Below are 23,678 nucleotides of genomic sequence, written 5' to 3'. Positions count from 1 at the left end.
GCCGACCTTCGTCGCTACACCACTTATTGTATTTGTTGTGGTATCAAATATTACGCCTCTAGGCAGACCTGTCACTACGATTGTAACATCTTGGTTGCTGTTATCACTTGCTACTATTTTAATATCATCAATTGGAGTATTTACTTCTTTTTTCTGATTACTAATTGGATTAACAACTGGTTTTATTGTATCTCTGACGACAATAGTTGTATTCGTTACAGTTTGATTACCTGAAGCATCTGTGGATATAATTACTATTTTGGACGTACCAGTTTGCGTAGGTGTACCTGAAATCGTATTGGTCTCGCTGTCAAATGTTATTCCATCAGGCAGTCCACTTACAGTATTTACTACTGATCCAAGGCTATTATCCTTAGCATCAATCTTAATTGAATTGATAGGTGTGTTAATTTCAACTGTTTGTGACTGAATAGCATTTACAACAGGACTAGTTGTATCTTGCACAAAAATTGTGAATTTTGTTTTAGTCACATTATTTTCGTTATCTTTTGACATAACTTCTATTGGATAAGTCCCTAACGTAGTTGGTATGCCGCTAATTGTATTTGTTGTAGAATCAAATGTCACTCCATCTGGCAAACCACTTACTGTATTATTCACAGGTAAGCCACTATCATCTGTTGCATTAATCAAAATGTTAGAGATAGCAGTATTGATTTCAATGGTTTGATTTTCAATTGGTTTTACATCTGGTGCGGTTATGTCACGCGCTGTTATAGCAAAAGACGTTGTTGATACATTTCCTGAAGCATCTGTAGCTGTAACAGTAATTGGATAAACGCCTACTTGTGTTGGTTTACCACTAATTTCTTGTGTATCGCTGTTGTAAGACACTCCATTAGGTAATTGACTGATTGTAATTTTTATAGGATCTCCACTATTATCTGTCGCATTAATTTTTACATTATTAATCGCTGTATTAATTAAGACGACTTGACTATTAATGTCTTCGAGCGAAGGTGGTGTAGTATCTGTCACTGTAATAGTCGTTGGTTGAGAGACGTTTAATCCTTTATCTATGGCTGTAATAGAAATTGTTTCTTTACCTGTTAAATTAAATCCTGATGGTATACTAACAGAAAAGTTACCATTACTATCTACTGTACCTGTTAATATGTGCCCATCACTAAATGCTAAATTAATTTTTGTATTGGCCTCTGCTGTTCCTATTATTGCTTTATCGTCTGTTGTAATGTTGTTCGCAACTGGTTTTTCTGGTGGTACTCTATCTATTAAATCGACATAGGAACTCGCATATGAACCCATCAGACGGTTATTAGCTGAACCATTATCTCTTGAATCTAAATAATCTGTTTCTAGCCAAGATGAAAATGTTAATCTATCACTCAATTCTCTTTGGAGTTGCTCAATTGTCACACCATCTTTTAATTTGTATGAAATCGTATAATTTCGTGATTGACCTAATGTACCATAAAAGACATTATGATCTAAACTCCCACGTGCACTATTAAGATGGCTTGTCGTATTATTATCTTTAATAGAAATTTCATTGATTTTACTGGAATCAATGAAACCATTATCATCAACAAATCCTTGGACATTTCTATCCGAACTAATTGGATTTCCAAAAATATCGGACACATAAATGTTAATAGAACCACGATCTATATATGGCATTAATTCTTTTGGTATCTGTTCTTTCACATACAATACCCAGTTATAATCTGTTTGTAAAAAGTTTTCATCTGGTTTAAATGAATGAATGGATTTTATAGTGTTATCAGTTCTACTTATATCAATTTTGTTAATTAAACGCCCTGTCGTAAATCCTGATGATTGTGTTGACTGCGGCACTTTAGGATTGAGTGTTGGTGTTATTAAAGCATTTTGAATACTTTCGGGCGCAATTGATCCATCATTTAGTGTCCATGTGTGCGTAAAATAAACTGGATTCGTATTAGAATATCCGAGCGAAGTTAAACTTTGATTATTTTTTAATGTGATTATTATAGGAGAATTAGTTACTGAACCTATCAATCCTAAGTTAGCATTGGATGCAGGTGTATACCAATTTTGCCCATTATTATCTGTTATCATATTAGTACCATCAAAACTTATACTTTCAATCTGTGAAAAAAATTTACTTTGAGAAAACGATAAATTTATTTTCCCATTATTAAGATTAGTAGTTGCACTATTCCATTTTGTTAAATTTAGCGTAATAGTGCTGCCATTGGAATTTTTATTTTGTGTAATACCTGCAAATCTTAAACTTGATTCATCAGAAACAGTCGTTGCATTATAACCTAATTCATGCAGCATATAAGAATATTTACTATTTTTCGGAGTTGGATAATCAATAACTTTCGGATCACTAATTGACGTATCTGCAGCATAATTACTTTTTACCATTAACGCACGTCTTTGTTTAACGGTAATTGGTTGAGTAGTAACTACTTTTTCCTCATTTGTCTTATCACCATTACTATTGGTAAATGGTGTCACTCCAGATAGTGTAGTGTTTTGATCTGAATTATTACTATTATTCTTTGATGTTACGGTTGTATCTTGTTGGGATTTTTCTTGTACTAACTTACGACTCTGCTTTAATGTTGTTTGTGCCGAAGTTGATTTTTGAGTAGTAGATTGGATTTGAGCAGCTTGTTGATTCGTAGTTTCCGTTGTGTTTTTAAATTTTGCTGTTAAATTTTCTTTAACACTATTTTGTGGATTTATATTTTCATTGGTGGTTGTTTCATTTTTTGATTTTATAATGTTAGCATTGGATTTTTCATTTTTCGCATCATTAGTTGTATTTTGATGTATTACATTTTCATTAGATTGTATGGATTTAGTTGTGGCATCTGTAGTAATATCATTATCCTGTTGTTCACTTGTAGATGAATCGGCCGTATTTAAAGCTTTCGAGTTATCTACACTTGTTTCGGTTATTGTCGAGATATTTTGTTGTTCTTCAGTAGTTTGACCATGGAGATTATTTTGTTGCTTATTATTGCTTTTTGTCTCTTCGGAACTATCATTCGCCTGTTTATTACTTTGAATTGCTTGCATTTCTTCAGCATATGCTACTTTTGGCACACCGAATATTAGCGTTACTCCAATTAAAATTGAAGCCGTTCCTACTTTGAATTTTCTTATTGAGTGTAGTTGTTGTCTTTTTTCCTCGGGATTAATAACGCTTACACCTTTTTTCATATTAATCTCTCCCTAATATTTAACGATATTTCTACTACCTTAGCACAATTTTTGCAAAAATAATTTCATTTTAAAAGTATTTTCAACCAAAATTAAACATATTGAACAAAATCATTTTAAGTGTTGATTTATTAAGTGAAAAATTGTCATATGCACATTATAGTTTTTATCTATATTATTGTAAAACATACATTATTAAAATTATATATACTGTAATTTAAAAATTTAATTTTTTCAACAAAGGTAGTTGAATATAAAAATTGCAAAGTTAAAATTATGTATATATGACATATTCAATTTACTAGCTGAAGTTTATAATATAGTCTTTTAAAATTTTTGATGTTGAAAATAACTAAAAGTACTTATTTAAGCAACTTCTCATTTAACAATACTGCTCAAATAGCACAAGCAAAGATTGAAATGGCTGATACAAACTACAGAATATTGAAGTTTTGAAATTGAGCTTCTTTTTTCGGTAAATAAATCTATAACTACCACGATTTTTTGCTTGTAAGTAGCTTTTGTTTAAATAATTTAATAAGTATCAAATCTATACTTATATTCAATGCTTTATTATATAAAGACTATAAACTTGTATTATCTTGACAATGTGAATGAAAAGTTTTAAATTGAAATTAAAGTTAAATATATGCACTAGGGGTGTTTTTATAACTGAGAATAGGCGTGGCCTTAAACCCTTTGAACCTGATCTAGTTGATACTAGCGTAGGAAAGTGTGTGGAACCTAATATTAATATGTCTAATGGCCTCTTTTATTTTGAGTCCGTTATTTATGATAGTTTTACGTTGCGCAACTTTCCTAGTGAAGGTTGCGTATTTTTTTCTTTAATATTCTTTATAAGGAGGTTCACAATGGCAAAAACTGTATTAGTAACTGGAGCTAGTCGTGGCCTTGGTTCTGTTATAGCACGCACTCTAGTCGCTAAAGGATTTCAAGTTGTGATTAATTATAATCAAAGTCAAACAGCGGCCGAACAGTTAATGCAAGAGCTAGGAACTCAAACTATTGCATTACAAGCAGATGTTCGTAATCGTGAGCAAGTGAATGCGATGGTAGCTAGTGCAATCGATCATTTTGGACATATCGATGCTGTTGTTAACAATGCATTAGTTAACTTTAAATTCGATCCTGACGCACAAAAATCCTTCAAAGATTTATCTTGGGACGATTATCAAGCACAACTAGATGGAACCTTGAAAGCAAGTTTTAATGTTATTCAAAGTGTACTACCTCAATTTATTGAGCATAAACAAGGTTCTGTAGTAAATATCGGTACAAATTTATATCAAAACCCAGTTGTTCCTTATCATGAATATACAACTGCAAAAGCGAGTATTATCGGTTTTACTAGAAATATTGCTGCTGAACTTGGTCAATATGGTATCACTGCTAATGTCGTCTCAGGGGGCTTACTTAAAACAACAGATGCCAGTGCAGTTACGACACCGGAAGTATTTGATTTAATTGCAAGTACAACACCGTTACATCAAGTTACAAGCCCGCAAGATGTTGCCAACATGGTTGTCTATCTATGTTCAGATGAAGCTAAACAAATTACAGGACAAAATATAACTGTAGATGGTGGCTTAACAATGAATTGATTGTCCATTTGAACGCCATTATTAATTTTAAGAGTTGGACACTTCTAACCCAATAATCGTTATAAATGTAGCTGTATTGGAGTGTATATATATGTATCAACAGCAACAACGTCAAATGCATATTGGCGTCTTAGTTTATGGTTGCGGTCATCATCAAGCAGCTTGGCAAATGCCTGATTCTGCAGTTGAACGGCTTGGTGATGTTTCATACTACCAAGAGTTAGCACAACTTGCTGAACGAGGTTGTTTAGATATTGTCTTTTTCGCAGACAATCAATCCTTTAATGCCAATGACTCAAGTGCAATGCCTGCCTTTTGGTTTGATCCACTCATAAATTTAACAGCCATATCACAAGTAACTCAGTACGTCGGTCTGGTCCCAACTATTTCGAGTACATTTTCGGATCCTTATACTGTTGCCAGACAATTGCTTAGTCTTGACCATATGACAGGTGGACGGGTTGGTTGGAATTTAGTAACATCGATGACTGATATAGAAGCACAAAATCATAGTATGACAGAGTTACCTAATCATGAAGCTCGCTACGCTCGTGCACAAGAATTTGCTGCAGTCATGCAACACTTGTTTACAAACTGGAAAGCAACAGATATTGTTGCCGATAAAGAGCGTGGTGTTCTCATGAATGCGTCTCAAATTAAACCGATAGAATTTAATGGTAACTATTTTCAAGTGAGAGGCCCAATCTCTACACCTCAGAGTCCACAGAGGCGACCGGTTAATATGCAAGCTGGTGCTTCTAAACAAGGCATCGCACTTGCCGCAAGATATGCGGATGCTGTGTATGCAGTATCATGGAATTTAACTCAAGCCAAAAGGTATCGTGAGCGATTAAAGCAGGCATTATCACAAACGGCTGAACCACAACGTCATATTAAAGTATTTCCTGGTTTAGTTACTTATGTAGGACAAACAAAGGAAGAAGCTTTAGCGAAGAAAAAACGTTTAGATGCACAACTTCCTGTGAAAACAGCGTTAAAACAACTTAGTTTTTTCATTCAACAAGATTGTCAGGATTGGAACTTAGATGGTCCGGTTCCAGAGTTACCTCCAATTGAGACTTTTGAGGGTCCAACTGGTCGTTATGAAACAGTACTTGAAATCATTAAAGATAAACAACCTACTGTTCGAGAACTGTTGGGTTATCTCAATGCAGGTGGTGGACATCTTACATTAATCGGTACACCGAAAGAAATTGTAGATGAGATGGAGCTTTGGTTTAATGAAGGCGTAGCAGACGGTTTTAATTTAATGCCACCATCTCTGCCGCATAGTTTGAACGATTTCGTGACTTATATTGTCCCGGAATTACAACAACGAGGCTTATATCGTAAAAGATATCAAAGCCATACTTTAAAGTCACATTTAGACATTAATTATTAATTCATTTATCCATACCTAATATTTTATCCATATAATAGAAAAAGAACGTAAGAAACCCTGATGCAAGAATATATCCTGCATCAGGGTTATTATCATTTAATATTTATATGGATCATCGTTTTTTTCTTGTTGACGACGCTCAGCAGCATCTCGCACAAAATCATCATGCTGATCATCATTTGATAATCGCGTATACATCTGATACATCCTTATCGTTAGTAGAATGTGATTGATGATGGTCATGATTATCAACTTCTACATCTTGCTGTTGATGACGATATTCGTCATTGTGGTTCTCACTATAATTATTGTATCGCTCATTCTCTTCTGGTGGGATATCAGTTGTTGTACCACTGTTATATGCATATTGATTTTTAGGTCTTCTAACAAGCAACATAATCGCAGCAATTAACCATAAAATTCCTGCTACCCAGCTGACATTAAATACGCTTAATACTACAGCAATAATAAGTAGTATTGCAGAAATCGTAGGATGTTTGCTCAACATAATCGCAGCAACTAAAGTTAAGCCTAAGATAACAATTCCGATCATAATCCAGCCAGAAGAATTTGTGGCTACTGAATTAACAGCTTCTATTGTCTGGTCTCTCGAAACATTTGAATCTGGATTTTTTTGTAGTTCGTTAGCCAATTGTTCTTTAAAATCACTATCACTAACCATCATTTGAATTAAAACTAAAAAGATAACGTATAACGTATGTAATATAAATCCAATCCAAGTTAAAACTTTTTCACCTGTTCTTTTAATCATAATAATCCTCCTTTTATTTTGCTTTACCCACGAAATCCTTACTTTACACTTATTTATGACAATAAATATGCTCAATATTTATAATATAACTATATTACATGATAATTTAACTTTATTTTGCTCTTGTTGACGACGCTCTATACCATCTTGAAAATAAAACCCTCATATGATTCATTTTGTATAGAAATACCACCAATTGAATACTTACAATCATATTGTGATGATTGACTTTGACGATTGTTAGCTTCTAAATCTATTAACTGTCAAATATTTTAACTCTGACTATGTTCATTATCGTTTGCGTCTTCCTGAGATGGATTAGACATGTTGTTGTAACTGTAGTCATATTGCGTTTTTGGTTTTCTCGCAAATAACATTATACTTGCGATAAGCCACAAGACAAACGCTACCCAACTCGCGTTCAACAAACATAATGCTGCTGCAATAATAAGTAATATCGCTGATACATTTGTTCTTCTATGAATAAAGATTACTCCAATAATTGCTAAAACTAATATAACGATGTTTATTATAGCTTGAATCGTTACAAGTGTTGAAAGAACATTAACAGACATTACCGCTTCAGACAAGGTTACATTTTCATCTGGTCTTTGTATTTCTTTCATAATCATAAATTTTTTAAAATCATCATTTGTAAAAATTAATGACATAAGTAATAAAATGAAAAAGTATACCGCATGCAAAATAATTCCAGACCATGTTAGAACGGTTTCTACAGTTCGTTTAATCATTATTAACCTCCTAAAAGTTGACTTTACTTTTAAGAATGGTGCTTTACACTCAATATTTGTCAAAGATATGATGTGATAATGAATGGTTATTGCAACCTATCTATCGTTTGCTGTTTCTCCTGTTGCAACGCATATTGCCGTTTTTTAATATCTTTAGGCTTTCTTGAGAGTAGCATTATCGCAGAAATCAGCCATAATAATCCGGAAATCCAGTTCATATTAAATAGTGCTAATAGCGTCGTAAAAAATAAAATGGCGCTTGCAAATTTAGGCTTTTTCGCAATAATAAACACAGCTATAAGCGATAAAATAGTTATGATCATTCCCATAACAAGTAAAGAGTTAGCTATGTGTTCGACACCGTCATTAAACCCATCCCAGTTATTATATAATAATAAGTAAAATGGAAGTAAAAATATTAAAATGCTGCTCAAAAATAATGGTAGTACAGCTTTGATTAGTAATATCATTAGCATATACAATATATGTAGCACTATACCGATACTGGTTAACGTTGTCTCAGCAACTCGATCCATAAAAGTAAATCCTTTCTTAATCTTTTTATTAAAGTATTCCTTTAAATTTTAATCATTTTATAATATATTTTTGATGTTATACGATATATTATGCCATAAATTCCAACAAAAACAACTAAAACTGCAACATAACTTGTGGCAAAGAGGTCCCAACCTTCAATACCTATTCCGGTCATTAGTTGCTTGATTAATCTATACGCAATTAATGTATGAAACGTACCAACAATGAGCGGCACAATAAAAATATAACGCATTTGTTGTTGAATCGTCTGTTGAATACGTTTATCTTCAATACCAAGTTGCTGCATAGTTCTAAAATCTTCGCGATCTTCATAACCTTCGGCAATTTGTTTAAAATACATCATTAAAAATGTACCTATTAATAGTATGATTGATACAACAATACCAATAAAAACTAATCCCCCGTTGACTTGATAGAATATGTTGGTAAACTCATCTTTACGTTGAATCGTTGCATTTTTGTATTTATGTTCTAACTTAGGAATCATTTGATTAAATTGTGATTTATTATCAGTAAGCAAATTAAACTCAATACTAGTGGTTACGTCTTCGGTTGCTGGTGCGTGATAAGATTGTTTATTTTTAGCTAATAAGTTGACTATGCTATTGAATTGTCTTTCATTTTTAACAATAATATTATAACCATCAGCAATTCTATTTATACCGAACCCATTTAATTTTACGTGTTTAACTTGATATGTATGACCTGCAATAGTTAATTTCTTTTTCTTGATTAAAGGCCCCATACCATCAATAGCAATCTCATTATCTTTAAGTGTTATCTGTTGCTTTGTAAATCGATTGAAATCAGATAACTGAGCAATTGTGAAACGTGAAATTCCATTTTTATACACATTTTTTTGCTGATTATATTCTATTGTGGCCTCATTGACTTTCACATCTTGCATACTTGAAACGATTGGTTTAAATTGATCTACCTTTGCCTTTTTCCTCACATCTTGTTCAAAGCGGGTCACAGTATCTTTTATTTTTTCACTTTGATACATATCTCCAAGGAAATCGACACGATATTGATTTTTCATCAAACTATCTATGCGATCTTCTACACCTCGATATGCTGCTACACACATCGATAACGTCGCTAATAAAAAAGTACATAATAAAGTCATGCTCGCTAAACTTACTGCATTAGAGCGCATTCGTACTACTAAGCCTGACAACGTAAAGAAATACTTTTGCTGATAATACAGTCGTTTATATCGTTGCAAGACTTGTAAGATTAATGGCATAAGTGACAAAAATAAGCAATACATTGAAATAATCAAATAAATGATAGCAATGAATATTCGGTTAAAAGAACCTAATAATGTTTTAGGTTCGAGTACACTATAGTAGCTTAATCCTAACGTTAAAAGACCAATCAAGAGCAAAATGAATGTAACAAATTTGGATAATGGCTTTTCTCTCTTATGCTGAGCTTGTATTAATTCGATAGGGCTTTGCATCGTTAATCTTACATTATTAATAATGAACAGTAGTATCATTGTTCCTATTAAAACAACTAACATATACGACATTGCCGTTATATCAAATGGATAGATGATAAGACGTGTAGTCGTCTGTTTCATCAATTTATTCAACAGCATAAATGAAATGGCACCAAAGAGATACCCACCTATAATACTTAGTAGTGCAATGACAAATGTCTGATAGATGGCTTCAATAAACAATAAGACACGAATGTGTTTCTTTTCCATACCTAGAATCATATTTAATGCAAATTCATGTTGACGATGGCGCATGACAAATCGATTGGCATAAAGTACAAATATTACGATGAATATTGACATAAAAGCATTGCCTATATAAATAAAATAAGGTAAGACTGAATGATGACGTCGAACATCGTCATTAAATCCTAATGATAATAATATAAATTCCATACCGAACATTGCGCTAAGTGCTAGCATATATGGAATAATCATATGACGTTGTGCCTTAAACTGTCGAGTCGTCATCATGACCAACATCTTAAACGTCAAATCATTCACCTCTTTCATTTAACATCGCCAAGCTATCAGCAATACGCCGTTGAAAATCTGATTGTGTTTCTTCACCCCGATATATTTCATGATAAACACGGCCATCTTTAATAAAAAGTACTCTATTGGCATATGAGGCATCAATATTAGAATGCGTAACCATCAGTATGGTTTGCTGACGTTGGTTAATCTTTTGAAATAACCTCATAATTTGTTTAGATGTCTTGGAATCCAAAGCGCCAGTGGGTTCATCAGCAAGTAGTAGCTTAGGTTGATTTATTAATGCTCTAGCAATTCCGACACGTTGCTGTTCACCACCTGAACTTTGATAAGAAAATTGATCTAATATATGCTCAATACCTAATTGTTGACTTAACGGCGCAAGCCGAGCATCAATCGTTTTGTGTGAACGATTGGCTAAGACAAGCGGCATAATAATGTTATCTTTATTTGACATAGTTGGCAGCATATTAAAATCTTGAAACACAAAACCTAATGTTTCTCTTCTAAAATGAGCAACTTCTTTATGACGAATATGATTGAGTTGCCGATTATCAATTCTAATACTACCTTCGTTAATTTTATCAAATGTAGCAATCACATTAAGTAACGTCGTTTTTCCAGAACCTGACTCACCCATGATTGCTACAAATTCTCCTTGTTGAACATTAAAGGTCATACCATTTAATGCAGTCGTTTTGTGAAGACCTTTGCCATAAATTTTCTTTACATTTTTAACCTCAAGTAACAACTTGAATCCTCCTAAAATACCTGCATAATTGCTAATTTCATTTACTTTAAATGCATCATTAAACACCTCTGAACTTACAGAAGTGTAGATATGAATTATTCTGTGCTATAGTTCATTCATTTTATCTACCTTAGGAAAATAAATCTTAAATGTCGTACCTTGACCTAGCTTAGAATCTACTTCTACTTGATGATGAATATGATTCGATATATGTTTTACTATAAACAATCCAATACCAGTTGATTGCTCATTTAAACGACCATTATAACCAGAATAACCTTTATCAAAAATTTTCGGTAAATCAGCAGTACTAATACCCACACCATTATCTTTGATAGACAGTACGTTTATATCTTTATCAAAAGTTAACCAAATATCTTTACCACGAGCATATTTTAGTGCATTATTCAAAATTTGCTCTATCATAATGGAAGCCCATTGCACATCTGTCAATACTTCTTCATCTGAGCGATCATAATGTATACGTGTATGTTGATCGATAAATTGTATTGAATATTTCATTATTAATGGCTTAACCAATTCATTGACAGTTACTTTAGTAAAGCTCATGTCAGTTTCATGATTCATTAATTTTAAATAGCTTAAAGCTAAACTAGTGTAATTATCAATTTGAATTATTTCTTGTCGGACACGGTTAACAACATTGTCTTCATTACGTTCGAGTAATAGTTTGGAGGCAGTGATCGGTGTTTTAATTTGATGTACCCAAGTAAGAAAATAGCTTTCGATGTCATTTTGGTATTGCGTTTGCTTGCTTTTTAATTGTTGAACTTCTTGTTCTAACACTTTAAGTTGAGATGTCAATCGTTGTTGCTTTTTAAACTCGCTCAATGCGATAAACCAATAAATAACCATGATAAATAACATAATGCCACTTCCTAAAAAGTAGGCATAGTAGGGCAAATTAAAGACAAAAAAGATTACTAAAAAAACAACTAATGCCATTGCGGTGATGATCAGTTCACGCTTAATTGTGTCAAAGAACATTGTCATTGGCGTTAAACCTTATATCCTATATTCTTTTTTGTTTCAATAAAATCTTCAAGCCCTATAGAATTAAGTTTTTTGCGTAAGCGTGTCATATTTACCGCAAGCGTATTGTCATCAATAAAGTGTTCAGACTCCCAGCATTTTTCAATTAACGCTGTGCGACTGACATATTTACCTTGATTATCAAACAGCATTTTAATAATTTGTAACTCTGTAAATGATAAATGTACCGATTCTTCTTTGTAATAAAGCGTTGCTTCATCAATAATCAACTTACAGTCACGAACTGTCGTTTCATTATGATTCACAGTTAAATCATAAGTTCGACGAAGCAAAGCTTGAATCTTTGTTATGGTCAATGACAGATTAAATGGTTTTTCTATAAAGTCATCTCCACCCATTTGTATCGCCATAATCTGATCCATATTATCCGTGCGTGAGCTAATAAAAATAATTGGTACATTTGACGATTTGCGAATTTCTTGGCACCAGTGAAATCCATTCAATGTAGGTAAATTAATGTCCAACAACACTAAATCTGGTTCATACTTTACGAACCAAGACACAATATCATCAAAGGTATCTACAGCAACCACATCATAATTCCACTTCATCAGTTCACCAGCCAAACTCTCGCGAATCACAACATCATCCTCAACAATCATAATCCTCATAACAACACTCCTTTATAAGCAAGAACTCAACTGGTATTGTAAATTTTTATTTTCTTTCTATTAGAGCCCCGCTATTTTTCTTGATTTTTTGTGCTTTCTTCTGGTTGATTTTCTTCTTTATTGTGAGCAGTTTGTGTTGTTTCTTCATTTTTATAATATCTAGAGGCAAATTCTCCATCTTTTGGTGGTGGTCCTTGTTCGAATTTGGATACAGTTTTATCTTGCTGTTCCTTACGCTTTTTATTACGTCTACGTTCTTCGAAAATACCCATTACAATAAATAATATGATTAAAATGGGTGATAGCATAACAAGAATCATAATGATTAACTCCTCTCCTAGTGAGAAATATATTTTTCTTCATCCCACATTTTACATCTTTTAATCAAAAATAACACGCATGTCATCCCCTTTTCTAACAATGATCCCCCTATACAATTTACATTTTCTTAACGATAAACCCACATAAACTCAACGTTAATTTCATACACTGAATTTGTAGTACACCTTTACATATAAATTAGGAGGATAATCAAAGCATGCGAGTATTCAATAAAATAGGAAAAGCTACATTAGCTACAACAATAGCAGCTGCCGCACTCTTAAGTACGAGTCAACTATCCGAAGCATCTGGAAGTGGTGAAGGTCCAGCCAATCCCCAAAATGATATGATGGCGATGGGTAACACGAAAAACCCTAAAAACGTCATCTTTATGGTCGGCGATGGTATGGGCCCCGCTTATAACACAGCTTACCGTTACTATGCAGATAACCCAAAAACAAAAGAGTTAGATCAAACTGCCTTTGATAAATACCTTAAAGGGACTAACCGTACAAATCCCGATGATCCAAAAGAAAATGTTACAGACTCTGCCGCTGGTGGTACAGCTTTCGCTACTGGACATAAAACTTACAATGGCGCCATTTCAGTTGACACGAACAAAAAACCACTTAAATCTGTACTAGAACAAGCTAAAGAAAATGGCAAATCTACAGGCTTAGTGACAACAGCTGAAGTTACAGATGCGACACCAGCCGTTTATGCTGCACACATTGACAGTCGAGATAAAAAAGACGAGATTGCGCAACAATTTTATAATGATAAAATTAATGGCCAACACAAAGTAGATGTCATCTTAGGCGGTGGTTCTAAATACTTTGGTAAAAACAATGGTAATTTAACTAAAAAATTCCAAAATGATGGCTATGATTATGTCACAAATAAAACAGACTTAGCACATTCTCAAAGCAATCAAGTATTAGGCTTATTTGCTGAAAAAGATATGCCCCTACAAATAGATGCACCTCAACAAAATCCATTATTAGTTGATATGGAAAATAGTGCATTATCTAAACTTGAAAAAAATAATAAAGGGTTCTTCTTAATGGTTGAAGGTGCCTCTATTGATAAATCTGGTCACCCTAACGATATTACTGGTGTGATGTCTGAAATGAGCGGATTTGATAAAGCATTCCAAAATGCAATCAACTATGCCAACACACATAAAGATACATTAGTTGTAGCTACAGCAGATCATTCAACTGGTGGTTTATCTATTGCAAAAGGTAAAGACTATGTGTGGAATCCGGAAGCAATACGTAAGATGAAACATTCTGGTAGCTATATGACAAAGCAGATTGCTGATGGCAAAGATCCTGAAACCGTCATTAAAGAAGGCTATGGCATCAACTTCCCAGATAATCAATTAGATAAAGTCAAAGAAGCAGCAAAAGAACTTAAAGAAGTTAAATCAAAAGTGAAAAATGAAAAAGATCCAAAACTTGCTGCAGCAACGACGAAGTTACAAGATGCAATTCAAAAACCAATTAACGATGAATCACATACTGGTTGGACAACTTACGGTCATACTGGAGAAGATGTGAATACTTATGCTTACGGCCCAGGTGAGGACAAATTCTTAGGTAATAAAGATAACACAGATAGTGCGAAAAATATTTTCGCCTTCTTAGCTAATAATGCTAATTAATGAGAGTAAGACAGTATTCATTATGAATTCGGTTCTATAATAAATAAGGCAATTTCTATTAACTTTCAATAGAAATTGCCTTATTCAACTTGTCAAAGACATTTATATCGCAACCTGATTTTAATATTTATATATCAAATATCGTTCTATTTAAAAATTTTAAACACTCACATTTAGCAATGTGCTTAATAAATACTTTTAAAAGGTGCAGGAAGTGCTTTTCTTAATCCAAAATAAAATTCTATATTTTCACAAATCCTTCTTGAAGCTTCTCCATCACCATATGGATTGCTTGCTTTACTCATTTTAATGTATTCATCTTTGTTTTCTAACAAATTTTTCGTTTCCTTTAAAACAGAATCAAAAGTAGTACCAATCACTTTTAATGTTCCTGCACTCACACCTTCAGGACGCTCAGTTGTATCTCTTAATACTAATACCGGTTTACCTAAAGATGGTGCTTCTTCTTGCACACCACCTGAATCCGTAAGAATTAAATATGCTTTATTAGCAAAATTATGGAAGTCAATGACATCAAGTGGTTCAATTAACTCAATTCTTGCGTTATTTTTTAAATATTGATGAGCAATTTCTCTTACTTTAGGATTTTTATGCATTGGATAAATAACAACGATATCTTCATATTCATTAACAAGCTTTTGAATTGCTTTAAAAATATTATGCATCGGAGTGCCAATATTTTCTCTTCTATGTGCCGTTAATAAAATTATCTTTTTATCACTATGTCTTTCGATAATTTCTGACTGATAATTATCTTTAATTGTAGTCTTCATAGCATCAATTGCAGTGTTACCTGTTACTACGATACTTTCTTCTGTTTTATTCTCTTTTTTCAAATTCTCTGCTGCTTTGTCAGTAGGCGCAAAATTTAAATCTGCCATATTTCCAACCATAACCCGATTCATTTCTTCAGGAAATGGCGAATACTTATTCCATGTACGTAAACCAGCTTCAACATGACCTATAGGTATTTGATTATAAAAAGCTGTTAATCCACCTACAAATGTAGACGTCGTATCTCCATGCACGAGCACCATATCTGGTTCTTCTTCTTTGATGACTGCATCAAGTTTAGTAGTAATTCTAGAAGTAAGCTCAGCTAATGTCTGATTCGATTTCATAATGTTTAAATCGTGATCAGGTATGACATCAAATATGTTTAAAACACTATCTAACATTTCTCTATGTTGCGCAGTAATGACGACTACCGGTTTTAAGTTTTTACTTTTTTGTAATTCTTTAACTAATGGCGCCATTTTTATCGCTTCAGGACGAGTACCAAAAATAGTCATTATTTTTTTCATTTACATCCACCTTATTAGTTGAATTATTAAATTACAATTCGCTTAATTATTTAGCTCTATATCTCTTGCTTTATATAGATTACCATAGTTAAAGTAAGATAAATCATTAAAGTTTGATTTAACAACATTTTTAGTATCAAATATGATTTTGTTTTTCATAAGTTTGAAATCATCATCGCTAAGTTCTTTAAATTCTGAATGGTCACTAAGAATAAGTACAAGTGATGCGTCTTCAGTAGCTTTGTTAATATCTCTTTCAACAAAGTCCAATTCCACATGTGGATCATAAGCCGTAACTTCAAAATTTTCCTCTTGTAATAAATGATAAATATCTAGTGCTGGGGATTCTCTTATGTCATCAACGTCACCTTTATATGTTAACCCAAACACGGCAATTTTAGCGTGATTAATACCAGATAATATTCTTTTGACATGCTCAACAACATAATGAGGCATTGAACGATTTACTTTTCTTCCAGTTTGAATTAATGGTGAGTGTTCAGGGTCTTTTGCAATAATAAAGTATGGATCTACCGCTAAACAATGTCCACCCACACCTGGTCCCGGTGAATGAATATTGACCCGAGGATGTTTATTTGCCATTTCAATTACATCTAATACATTAATATCTAAATGATTACTAATCTTTGTAATTTCATTAGCCAAAGCAATGTTTAAGTCTCTGTAAGTATTTTCCATTAATTTACTCATTTCAGCTGTACGTGCATTTGTTTCAATCAATTCTCCTTTAACAAAGGTACTATATACACGTTTACCCGCTTCAACACAATTCGGCGTTACCCCACCAATAATCCGATTGTTGTAAATTAATTCTTCTAATATCTTCCCTGGTAACACACGCTCTGGACAATGTACCAAGTATATATCTTCACCAACAGTAAACCCTTTATCTTCTATTAAAGGTTTAACATGGTCGTCCATTGTACGTGGTGCAATTGTTGATTCTACTATAATCGTGTCACCTTTTTTAAGATACGGTAAGACACTATTTACTGCATTTAACACGATTGATATATCACATGATTCATATTCATCATCATTGTTTGGGGTTGGCACTGATATGATAAAAGCATCTGCTTCCGCTGGTTTTGTAGAAACTTTTAAAGTCCCTTTTTCAAGTACTTCCTCAAATACTTCTTGTAAACCTGGTTCTTCAATGTTTACTTTACCTTTTTGTAAACTATCAATTGTTTTGTCATTGATATCTACACCTAATACATCTACATCGTGTTTAGCAAACATAATTGATGTTGGCAATCCAATATATCCTAATCCTACAACTGTTAATTTCATTTTAATACCCTCCATTAAACACAGATTTTATATATGTTTCACACGTAAAATTTACAAAGTATTAATCTTTATTCATGATATCTTTGATAATATTTTCAAACTCTTGTTGATTAATATTTATTTTCTCTTCACTTAAATATAAATCTTTGCCATACACCAAATTGCCATAAAGTTTGGTAATAAATTTCACTTTATTTAATAAGGGATAAATCGTTTTTGGAACTGGTAATAAAATCGTGCTTTTATTTTCGTTTTTACGAATCTCTTTTATGACATTTGTTGTATTAAATTCAAATTCATCTTTAGGATGATAGATACCTGCTTTTTTATGCGTAATAATTTCGTTGACATATTGTTCTAAATGTTTGATATATAGTGCACTTCTATAGTTATGAATGTTAGGAATTATTGGTAATAGTTTTGCCACTTTTTTTAGTTTGGTGAAATTACCTGGTGAATCTTCCCCATAAATCATCGGTGGTCTGATAATTACAACTTTAAAGCTAGAACTAGAGATATTAAGCAGTTTCTCTTCTGCTTTAGCTTTTGATTTACCATAATCTGTTATAGGTTTTATCTTCATTGGATCAGTAATTTCAATATTTTTACCGATTACTCCATCTTCTCCAAATACAGCCATTGTACTCATGAATATAAACTGGTTAACTCCATCTTTTTTAGCTTTATTTGCTAATTTATTTGGTAAATGCATATTTATTCTAAAATAATCTTCAAGTTGTGCACTGGGATCATTATTATGAACTAATGCAGCAGTATGAATAATGACATCATAGTCTGTAAAACTTTGATTTTCCCATAGTGAATTTCTTACACTTAACCTACTTACTTTATTTCCTGATTTTTCTAAACTATTCGCTAAATGACTGCCAACATATCCACCAGTTCCTGTAATTAAAATGTTTTTACTCATTAGTGAGAAACACCTTCTGATGAGATTGTATTAATGACTGTTTTATAAATAATATACATGTCTAATAAAAATGATTGGTTTTCTAAATAGTATTTGTCAAACATTACTTTTTGATCGTCAGTATTATTATCTCTACCCATTACTTGCGCTAACCCAGTAACACCCGGTCGTATTGTATGAACATTTACTTTTGTTCTTTTTTCAATAAGTTCATATTGATTATAAAGTGCTGGTCTAGGACCTACAATGGACATATCACCTTTTAACACGTTTAGTAATTGAGGTAACTCATCAATTGATGTTTTTCTAATAAATTTACCAGTTTTAGTAATAAAATCTGCTGGATCCATTAAATCTGTTGCTACATTAGGAGTATCCATTTTCATCGATCTAAATTTATAGATATTAAAAAGCTCATTATTTAGTGTTGGTCTTTTTTGCTTAAAAATAGCTGGGCCTGGTGACTCTAATTTAATTAGTAACGCTATAATAAGTAAAAAAGGCCCTGCTACAATTAAACCATATATTGAGCAAAATAAGTCGAAAGCTCTTTTCACATTAATTTCCTCCATTCAATAAGTTATAATATTTTGTTGTATTATGTTCTCTTGTATATTTATCTTTAAACAATTGATACGCGTTGACCCCTAATTCTTTTAATTCCTCTCTTGAATGCCTTGTTACAAAGTTATATATATCTTGTGCTGCTCCGTTATCTATTTGAATACCTGCATTGTAAGCTTCAACTTGCTTAACAATGTCTGATTGTTTATCCATAATTAAAATTAAAGGCTTCTTATTTGCCAAGTATCCATAGTTTTTACTTGGCACACCTAAGCCAACACCTTCTTTAACTAATGAAGCAAAGCACGCATCGGCAATTTTTAATACGTCTGTATAATCAGTGCCAGTTAAAAATTTATAAATTTTGACATTTGAGATATGATTGAATTCAATTGAATTTTTAACTTTTTGATATTTCTTACCATGACCACATAAAATTGTTAGTGTTTTATTATCTTCCTTATTTAATTTAAGAAAATCAATAATAGTATCCATATCTTGAAGTTGTCCCATATTTCCACTGTAAAGCAAAATTTTGTCATATTGATTTCTTAAATCACGGAATTCTATATTATGAACTTTATCGTCTTCTGATTCTGTATACCAATTAGGAATGACATGTATCCGATCAGGCTTACTTGAAATCTTATTTTGTAATAAATAATTTTTCATTTCAGTTCCTAAAACAATAACGTTTTCCGCATTGCTATACACATGTTTATTGATATATTTCATTAATCTATCAATTAAACTACCCGGTCTAGTAGTTCCGGTTTTCAAAGCATTATCAGGTGCAATATCATACACTACAAATGAATACTGCTTTTTAAATACGCGATGCAAAATATCCGGGATTAACGGTAATATTGGAGGATTGGAATACACTAATATATGATTATATTTCAACATCTTGGGCATTTTAAAAATAAACATTAGAAATAGTGAAAAGAAATTACATATTCGTCCAAATTTGGACTTATTATTAAATTTTGAGTATCTTAATCTTTTTATATTAATGCCTTTGTAATTCTCATTCTTTTCAACTTGCTTCTCATTGCTATATTCATACGGCCATCCACATATAACATCTACATACATACCTTTTTTTACTAAATCCTCAGCCATTTGCGTTGGTAAAGTAGCAGAAGAAACGTATTCAGGATAAAAATACTGACATAATATTAATAATTTTTTCTTTTTCATTTAATCACCTGAAATTTTAATATTTATTTATATTTTATCTTAAATTTAGATAACCAAAACATTAATGACATTGGGATAAATAAATAAAATGCTTCTTGAATATTTGTTGCAGTATCGCCTCTAACTGACCCCATAATTAATTGAATAGATATAATAGTTATTAAAATTAAATTTATACTATGACATCCATCTTTAGTAGCTCTCAAACTCAAACTATATTGATCTGCTAAACCACAAAATACTCCAAAGATTACACTTGCTAAAATAATACCGAAAACGCCTAAGTATAAATAAGATTCTCCTACAAAGCCAGGCGGAATTGACATTCCTTTATCAAAGGGTAAATTCAATTGCTTTACTATTTCTTCTGAAAGGGCACCTGGTTTGTTAGGCCAAATACTTCTTGGTATAAAAATAAATAAAGGTTTGAACAACGTTAATATACTAATATGAACATGATAATTCGTTAATATTGAAGCTAAGGAATATGAATAAGTTACATCTGTACCTAACGCTAAATAGTCTAAATATTTATTATAATCACCAAATAAAATATCTTTAAAATTCACAAATCCTTTTTTAATACCTAACGTTCTTATACTCATCATTAACGGTAATATGATTAAAATGATTCCTAACGCAATCGTTGATAATTTAACTAGACTAGGCGTTTTACCTCTTTTGTATATGTAAAGAACGACAATCGCGATAGTTGGATAAATTAGAATGCGTCGACCAAAAATAAATATTGCTACTAAAGCGACACTAATAAGTACCAATATCAAACTCTTTATTCTATCGTTCATATTCTTAGAATTAAAGAGATATAAATAGGATAAATATAAATATCCCATCAATACTGATCCTTGTAACATTTTTACAATAGAACTACTTTCAAGTGTTGATGTGGAACCACTTGTAATTATATTTAGCCCTGTTAACATTATCACTATTATTGTCGCCACGATATAAATAGGATAGATATTATTAATGTTTTCTTTTTTCATTATTAAAACATTTCTAACTTTAAATTTAATATTCATGAAATGAACAATAATATTACTAATTACAAACACAATTAAAGCTAGTAAATATAGTTTATTGGTATAGCTATAACCCCCTGCATCTAAATAAACCTGATAATTAAAAGGCTTATCAACTATGACAGGAAGTAAGAAACTAATACTAAAAACAGCTAAAAAGAGCAAACTTATAAATCTAAAATTCGACCTTAATAGAAATACTGCATAAACAGCGGATATGATTACAAATAAAAAAATAGTCACACAAGTCACCCTTTATTTGGAATTATCTTCATAACTTTATGGTAAATGGCGAAATGCTTATACATTGCAGAAATGATTAAAGCAATCGCATACCCATATACGTTGAAAAATTGCACTAAAATTGCACTAAATAAAACAATGATGATTAAAGTCATTACGTTGATCATTAAGTTATTCCTAAATTGACTGTTAGCTACTAATTTAATTTGTAATACTGCAGTACTGGACATCAATATCACCCCTAAATTAGCTAAGAAGATTAAGGCTTGAACTTTACTTATATATTCATTGTAAAATACATAAATGAAAACCCATGAAACGATAGAAATGACAATTGACATCATAATTGAAACAACCATAATGATTTTAAATACCTTTTTCACATTCTCTATTGTATCTTGTCCTTTACTATCAACCTCATAGCTTAATAACACTGTGACAATAGGATTAATCAATAAATTAGATATTTTTCCTATAGTAGTTGCAACAAAGAATAAAGGAACATATATAGTCCCTAAGAATAAATTCAGCAATATTCTATCAGAATAATTTATTAAATTTAATACTGAATTAGCACCTATAAGTTCTATATAATTTTTAAAATCTTCATTATTTAAGAATTTAAGTCTAAAATTTTCAAACTTTCTTCGATAATCAATAATCATTAATATAGTCATAATGAATTCACTTGCAAAAAGTACGATAAATATGGAAACATGCATAAAATACATGCTCACACCGCCTATGAGCATAACAAAACTTACAGCTATACTTATATATAGTAGCGACTTAAATCGAAAATCTAATCGATAATAGACAAATAAGTAGCTTCTTATTAATAGAAATGCTGCCCATAAACCAGAAAAAATAGTATCCATCAAAGAAAATACGTTAACAAATGAATAGATCATCGTAATTATCATTACAATGAATGACCCTATTATTACCAAACATAAATACTCTGATTCAATTAAGTTAAAATTGGTTTTGTTTATTAGTCTTATATTATTAAGTGTATTCCCTAAGATAGGCGATATAATATTTACCAATGTTAATAGTAAAATAAATGCTCCAAATTCTTGTGGTGTATGTATTTTTGCGTAAATAGGCAAAAGGACAAGCTGTAATAGAATCATAAGTATTACATTGGACAAAATACTGAATATAAAATCTTTTGATTTATTCATAACTTCACCAGAACTTTTATATATTTAAATATAATTCTTTCAATTTTTCACTTTCATTTTGCCAGCTTAGTATCTTAGAAGCTTTAATCGCATTTTGTCGTAATTCATGATATAGTTTGTCATCAGTGGCTAATTTATTAACAGCTTCGGCTATTTTTTCAGGTGTCACATCATCAATAACAATTCCAAAATTATATTTATCATTAAGATAGTAATGCTCTTTAACTGGTGACAAAATAACCGGCAATCCTGCATGAATGCATTCAAATATTTTGTTAGAAACTGTATATTCATAGTTTATAGATACTGGCTTAGTCAATACGACACCGATGTCACTTTCAGTTAACTTTTTAACCAAGTCTTTCATTTCTACTGGCTTATCTAGTCTTACATTGGCTGCTTCTGAATTAATGAGTTTCTTAATTTCATCTTCTTGTGGTCCAAATCCTCTAATCACATAATTAACTTTCGTATTATCCTGAATTGCAGCAGCTTTCACAAATTCTTCATATCCACGATTAGAAACAATTTGCCCTTGATAAATAACTTCTTTAATATCATTATTATTATCACTTGATTTTATCGTTTCATCTAAAATAGGAGCATTTGTAATAACGTGAGGTGTCTTTTTATAGCCTTTTTTCAAATAATATGATTTTGCTGCATGACTCACTGTAACAAAAGCATCAACTCTTTTAGCTACAATATGTTTTTCAATGATTTCTACAATTTTAGAAATCATCGCATATTTATTTATAAAAGCATTTTTAGCATATATTTCATGAGCATCAAAAATAATATTGGCATTTTTATACCCGCTTAAATAAACCATTAGAAGAACATCAAAATCATTGGCATGTATAACATCAGGTTGATATTTTTTAATTTGTTTTATTACATTCTTAGTAAAATTAATTCGCTTCAAGAGTTTACTAAAGATTGAAGTGATTTCACTTTTTTCTCCAAATAACTTATATTGAAAATCTAGTTTATCAAGCCGCTCTTTTGTTACATTTTTATTATTCATGCCAATCATTAAATGCGTATTAGTTATACCTTTAATCGTCTCCATTTGCTTCAAAATTCTAGGATCTTGAACAATATTGCTAGACACTATATTTAAAATTTTCATTTATCTC

19 protein-coding genes, 1 pseudogene and 1 riboswitch are annotated in these 23,678 nt (G+C 31.6%); of the genes and pseudogenes, 3 read left to right on the top strand and 17 right to left on the bottom strand.

The genetic code is table 11. The annotated features are described in order from the left end of the window. On the bottom strand, positions 1-3,198 hold a 3,198-nt coding region (locus HMPREF2597_RS00535), incomplete at its 3' end, for a putative Ig domain-containing protein (protein ID WP_141760413.1). A gap of 646 nt (positions 3,199-3,844) precedes the next feature. Next, a riboswitch (TPP riboswitch) is annotated at positions 3,845-3,947 on the top strand. 123 nt (positions 3,948-4,070) lie between these two features. Between HMPREF2597_RS00535 and HMPREF2597_RS00530 the strand changes: the two genes are divergently transcribed. Together HMPREF2597_RS00530 and HMPREF2597_RS00525 are read left to right on the top strand one after the other, a co-directional pair. Beyond that, positions 4,071-4,820, top strand: coding sequence for a 3-oxoacyl-ACP reductase (locus tag HMPREF2597_RS00530; protein ID WP_002460605.1), 750 nt, complete (start codon positions 4,071-4,073; stop codon positions 4,818-4,820). A 91-nt stretch (positions 4,821-4,911) separates the two neighbouring features. After that, a complete protein-coding gene (locus tag HMPREF2597_RS00525; protein WP_070817106.1) occupies positions 4,912-6,222 on the top strand; it encodes an LLM class flavin-dependent oxidoreductase in 1,311 nt (436 codons plus the stop codon). A gap of 175 nt (positions 6,223-6,397) precedes the next feature. On the opposite strand, the gene HMPREF2597_RS00520 is transcribed toward HMPREF2597_RS00525, so the two are convergent. From HMPREF2597_RS00520 to HMPREF2597_RS13000, 8 genes and pseudogenes are all read right to left on the bottom strand, one after another. Continuing rightward, complete coding sequence (locus HMPREF2597_RS00520) at positions 6,398-6,994, bottom strand: DUF4064 domain-containing protein (RefSeq protein ID WP_012990693.1); 597 nt, start codon at positions 6,992-6,994, stop codon at positions 6,398-6,400. A gap of 272 nt (positions 6,995-7,266) precedes the next feature. Next, on the bottom strand, positions 7,267-7,746 hold the full coding sequence (locus tag HMPREF2597_RS00515) for a DUF4064 domain-containing protein (RefSeq protein ID WP_002478517.1): 480 nt from the start codon (positions 7,744-7,746) through the stop codon (positions 7,267-7,269). A gap of 86 nt (positions 7,747-7,832) precedes the next feature. Then, positions 7,833-8,282: a DUF4064 domain-containing protein gene (locus HMPREF2597_RS00510; protein WP_002478516.1), complete on the bottom strand. Its 450-nt coding sequence runs from the start codon at positions 8,280-8,282 to the stop codon at positions 7,833-7,835. Positions 8,283-8,323: 41 nt separating this feature from the next. Next, complete coding sequence (locus HMPREF2597_RS00505; protein WP_225307314.1) at positions 8,324-10,285, bottom strand: FtsX-like permease family protein; 1,962 nt, start codon at positions 10,283-10,285, stop codon at positions 8,324-8,326. A gap of 22 nt (positions 10,286-10,307) precedes the next feature. Beyond that, positions 10,308-11,057, bottom strand: a complete 750-nt coding sequence (locus HMPREF2597_RS00500; RefSeq protein WP_070817104.1) for an ABC transporter ATP-binding protein — start codon at positions 11,055-11,057, stop codon at positions 10,308-10,310. 105 nt (positions 11,058-11,162) lie between these two features. After that, positions 11,163-12,071 carry a sensor histidine kinase gene (locus HMPREF2597_RS00495; protein WP_002478513.1) on the bottom strand — a complete coding sequence of 303 codons (909 nt, stop codon included), beginning with the start codon at positions 12,069-12,071 and terminating at the stop codon, positions 11,163-11,165. A gap of 5 nt (positions 12,072-12,076) precedes the next feature. Continuing rightward, positions 12,077-12,742, bottom strand: a complete 666-nt coding sequence (locus HMPREF2597_RS00490; RefSeq protein ID WP_002460617.1) for a response regulator transcription factor — start codon at positions 12,740-12,742, stop codon at positions 12,077-12,079. Positions 12,743-12,957: 215 nt separating this feature from the next. Continuing rightward, a pseudogene (locus tag HMPREF2597_RS13000) lies at positions 12,958-13,062 on the bottom strand (hypothetical protein); the annotation flags it as partial. Positions 13,063-13,280: 218 nt separating this feature from the next. On the opposite strand from HMPREF2597_RS13000, the gene HMPREF2597_RS00480 reads away from it, so the two are divergent. After that, on the top strand, positions 13,281-14,729 hold the full coding sequence (locus HMPREF2597_RS00480) for an alkaline phosphatase (protein ID WP_002478511.1): 1,449 nt from the start codon (positions 13,281-13,283) through the stop codon (positions 14,727-14,729). 185 nt (positions 14,730-14,914) lie between these two features. Here the strand turns inward: HMPREF2597_RS00480 and wecB are convergent, their stop codons facing one another. From wecB to HMPREF2597_RS00440, 8 genes are all read right to left on the bottom strand, one after another. Next, positions 14,915-16,054 (bottom strand): non-hydrolyzing UDP-N-acetylglucosamine 2-epimerase, encoded by a 1,140-nt coding sequence (wecB, locus tag HMPREF2597_RS00475; protein ID WP_002478510.1) that lies wholly within the window; start codon positions 16,052-16,054, stop codon positions 14,915-14,917. Between the two features lie 42 nt (positions 16,055-16,096). Further along, positions 16,097-17,368, bottom strand: a complete 1,272-nt coding sequence (locus HMPREF2597_RS00470) for a nucleotide sugar dehydrogenase (RefSeq protein ID WP_002478509.1) — start codon at positions 17,366-17,368, stop codon at positions 16,097-16,099. A gap of 61 nt (positions 17,369-17,429) precedes the next feature. Continuing rightward, entirely contained in the window at positions 17,430-18,299 is an 870-nt protein-coding gene (locus tag HMPREF2597_RS00465) for an NAD-dependent epimerase/dehydratase family protein (RefSeq protein WP_002478508.1), read from the bottom strand. Beyond that, positions 18,299-18,856 carry a sugar transferase gene (locus tag HMPREF2597_RS00460; RefSeq protein WP_002478507.1) on the bottom strand — a complete coding sequence of 186 codons (558 nt, stop codon included), beginning with the start codon at positions 18,854-18,856 and terminating at the stop codon, positions 18,299-18,301. The genes HMPREF2597_RS00465 and HMPREF2597_RS00460 overlap by 1 nt, the downstream gene beginning before the upstream one ends. 1 nt (position 18,857) lies before the next feature. After that, positions 18,858-20,066 (bottom strand): glycosyltransferase family 4 protein, encoded by a 1,209-nt coding sequence (locus HMPREF2597_RS00455; protein WP_002478506.1) that lies wholly within the window; start codon positions 20,064-20,066, stop codon positions 18,858-18,860. A 23-nt stretch (positions 20,067-20,089) separates the two neighbouring features. Next, positions 20,090-21,352, bottom strand: a complete 1,263-nt coding sequence (locus HMPREF2597_RS00450) for an O-antigen polymerase (protein ID WP_002478505.1) — start codon at positions 21,350-21,352, stop codon at positions 20,090-20,092. Positions 21,353-21,357: 5 nt separating this feature from the next. Then, positions 21,358-22,539, bottom strand: a complete 1,182-nt coding sequence (locus tag HMPREF2597_RS00445) for a lipopolysaccharide biosynthesis protein (protein ID WP_002478504.1) — start codon at positions 22,537-22,539, stop codon at positions 21,358-21,360. 16 nt (positions 22,540-22,555) lie between these two features. Next, entirely contained in the window at positions 22,556-23,671 is a 1,116-nt protein-coding gene (locus tag HMPREF2597_RS00440; protein ID WP_002478503.1) for a glycosyltransferase, read from the bottom strand. Between the last annotated feature and the right edge of the window lie 7 nt (positions 23,672-23,678).

The sequence above is a fragment of the Staphylococcus sp. HMSC063A07 genome (assembly GCF_001836955.1).
Taxonomy (GTDB): Bacteria; Bacillota; Bacilli; order Staphylococcales; family Staphylococcaceae; genus Staphylococcus; species Staphylococcus lugdunensis.
This window is presented reverse-complemented; position numbering and strand designations above follow the sequence as displayed.

Excerpts from the sequence above, each read along its gene's own strand:
- HMPREF2597_RS00530 (WP_002460605.1), top strand. The coding sequence starts at position 4,071 with ATGGCAAAAACTGTATTAGTAACTGGAGCTAGTCGTGGCCTTGGTTCT.
- HMPREF2597_RS00525 (WP_070817106.1), top strand. The coding sequence starts at position 4,912 with ATGTATCAACAGCAACAACGTCAAATGCATATTGGCGTCTTAGTTTAT.
- HMPREF2597_RS00520 (WP_012990693.1), bottom strand. The coding sequence starts at position 6,994 with ATGATTAAAAGAACAGGTGAAAAAGTTTTAACTTGGATTGGATTTATA.
- HMPREF2597_RS00515 (WP_002478517.1), bottom strand. The coding sequence starts at position 7,746 with ATGATTAAACGAACTGTAGAAACCGTTCTAACATGGTCTGGAATTATT.
- HMPREF2597_RS00510 (WP_002478516.1), bottom strand. The coding sequence starts at position 8,282 with ATGGATCGAGTTGCTGAGACAACGTTAACCAGTATCGGTATAGTGCTA.
- HMPREF2597_RS00505 (WP_225307314.1), bottom strand. The coding sequence starts at position 10,285 with ATGATGACGACTCGACAGTTTAAGGCACAACGTCATATGATTATTCCA.
- HMPREF2597_RS00495 (WP_002478513.1), bottom strand. The coding sequence starts at position 12,071 with ATGACAATGTTCTTTGACACAATTAAGCGTGAACTGATCATCACCGCA.
- HMPREF2597_RS00490 (WP_002460617.1), bottom strand. The coding sequence starts at position 12,742 with ATGAGGATTATGATTGTTGAGGATGATGTTGTGATTCGCGAGAGTTTG.
- HMPREF2597_RS00480 (WP_002478511.1), top strand. The coding sequence starts at position 13,281 with ATGCGAGTATTCAATAAAATAGGAAAAGCTACATTAGCTACAACAATA.
- wecB (WP_002478510.1), bottom strand. The coding sequence starts at position 16,054 with ATGAAAAAAATAATGACTATTTTTGGTACTCGTCCTGAAGCGATAAAA.
- HMPREF2597_RS00470 (WP_002478509.1), bottom strand. The coding sequence starts at position 17,368 with ATGAAATTAACAGTTGTAGGATTAGGATATATTGGATTGCCAACATCA.
- HMPREF2597_RS00465 (WP_002478508.1), bottom strand. The coding sequence starts at position 18,299 with ATGAGTAAAAACATTTTAATTACAGGAACTGGTGGATATGTTGGCAGT.
- HMPREF2597_RS00455 (WP_002478506.1), bottom strand. The coding sequence starts at position 20,066 with ATGAAAAAGAAAAAATTATTAATATTATGTCAGTATTTTTATCCTGAA.
- HMPREF2597_RS00445 (WP_002478504.1), bottom strand. The coding sequence starts at position 22,539 with ATGAATAAATCAAAAGATTTTATATTCAGTATTTTGTCCAATGTAATA.
- HMPREF2597_RS00440 (WP_002478503.1), bottom strand. The coding sequence starts at position 23,671 with ATGAAAATTTTAAATATAGTGTCTAGCAATATTGTTCAAGATCCTAGA.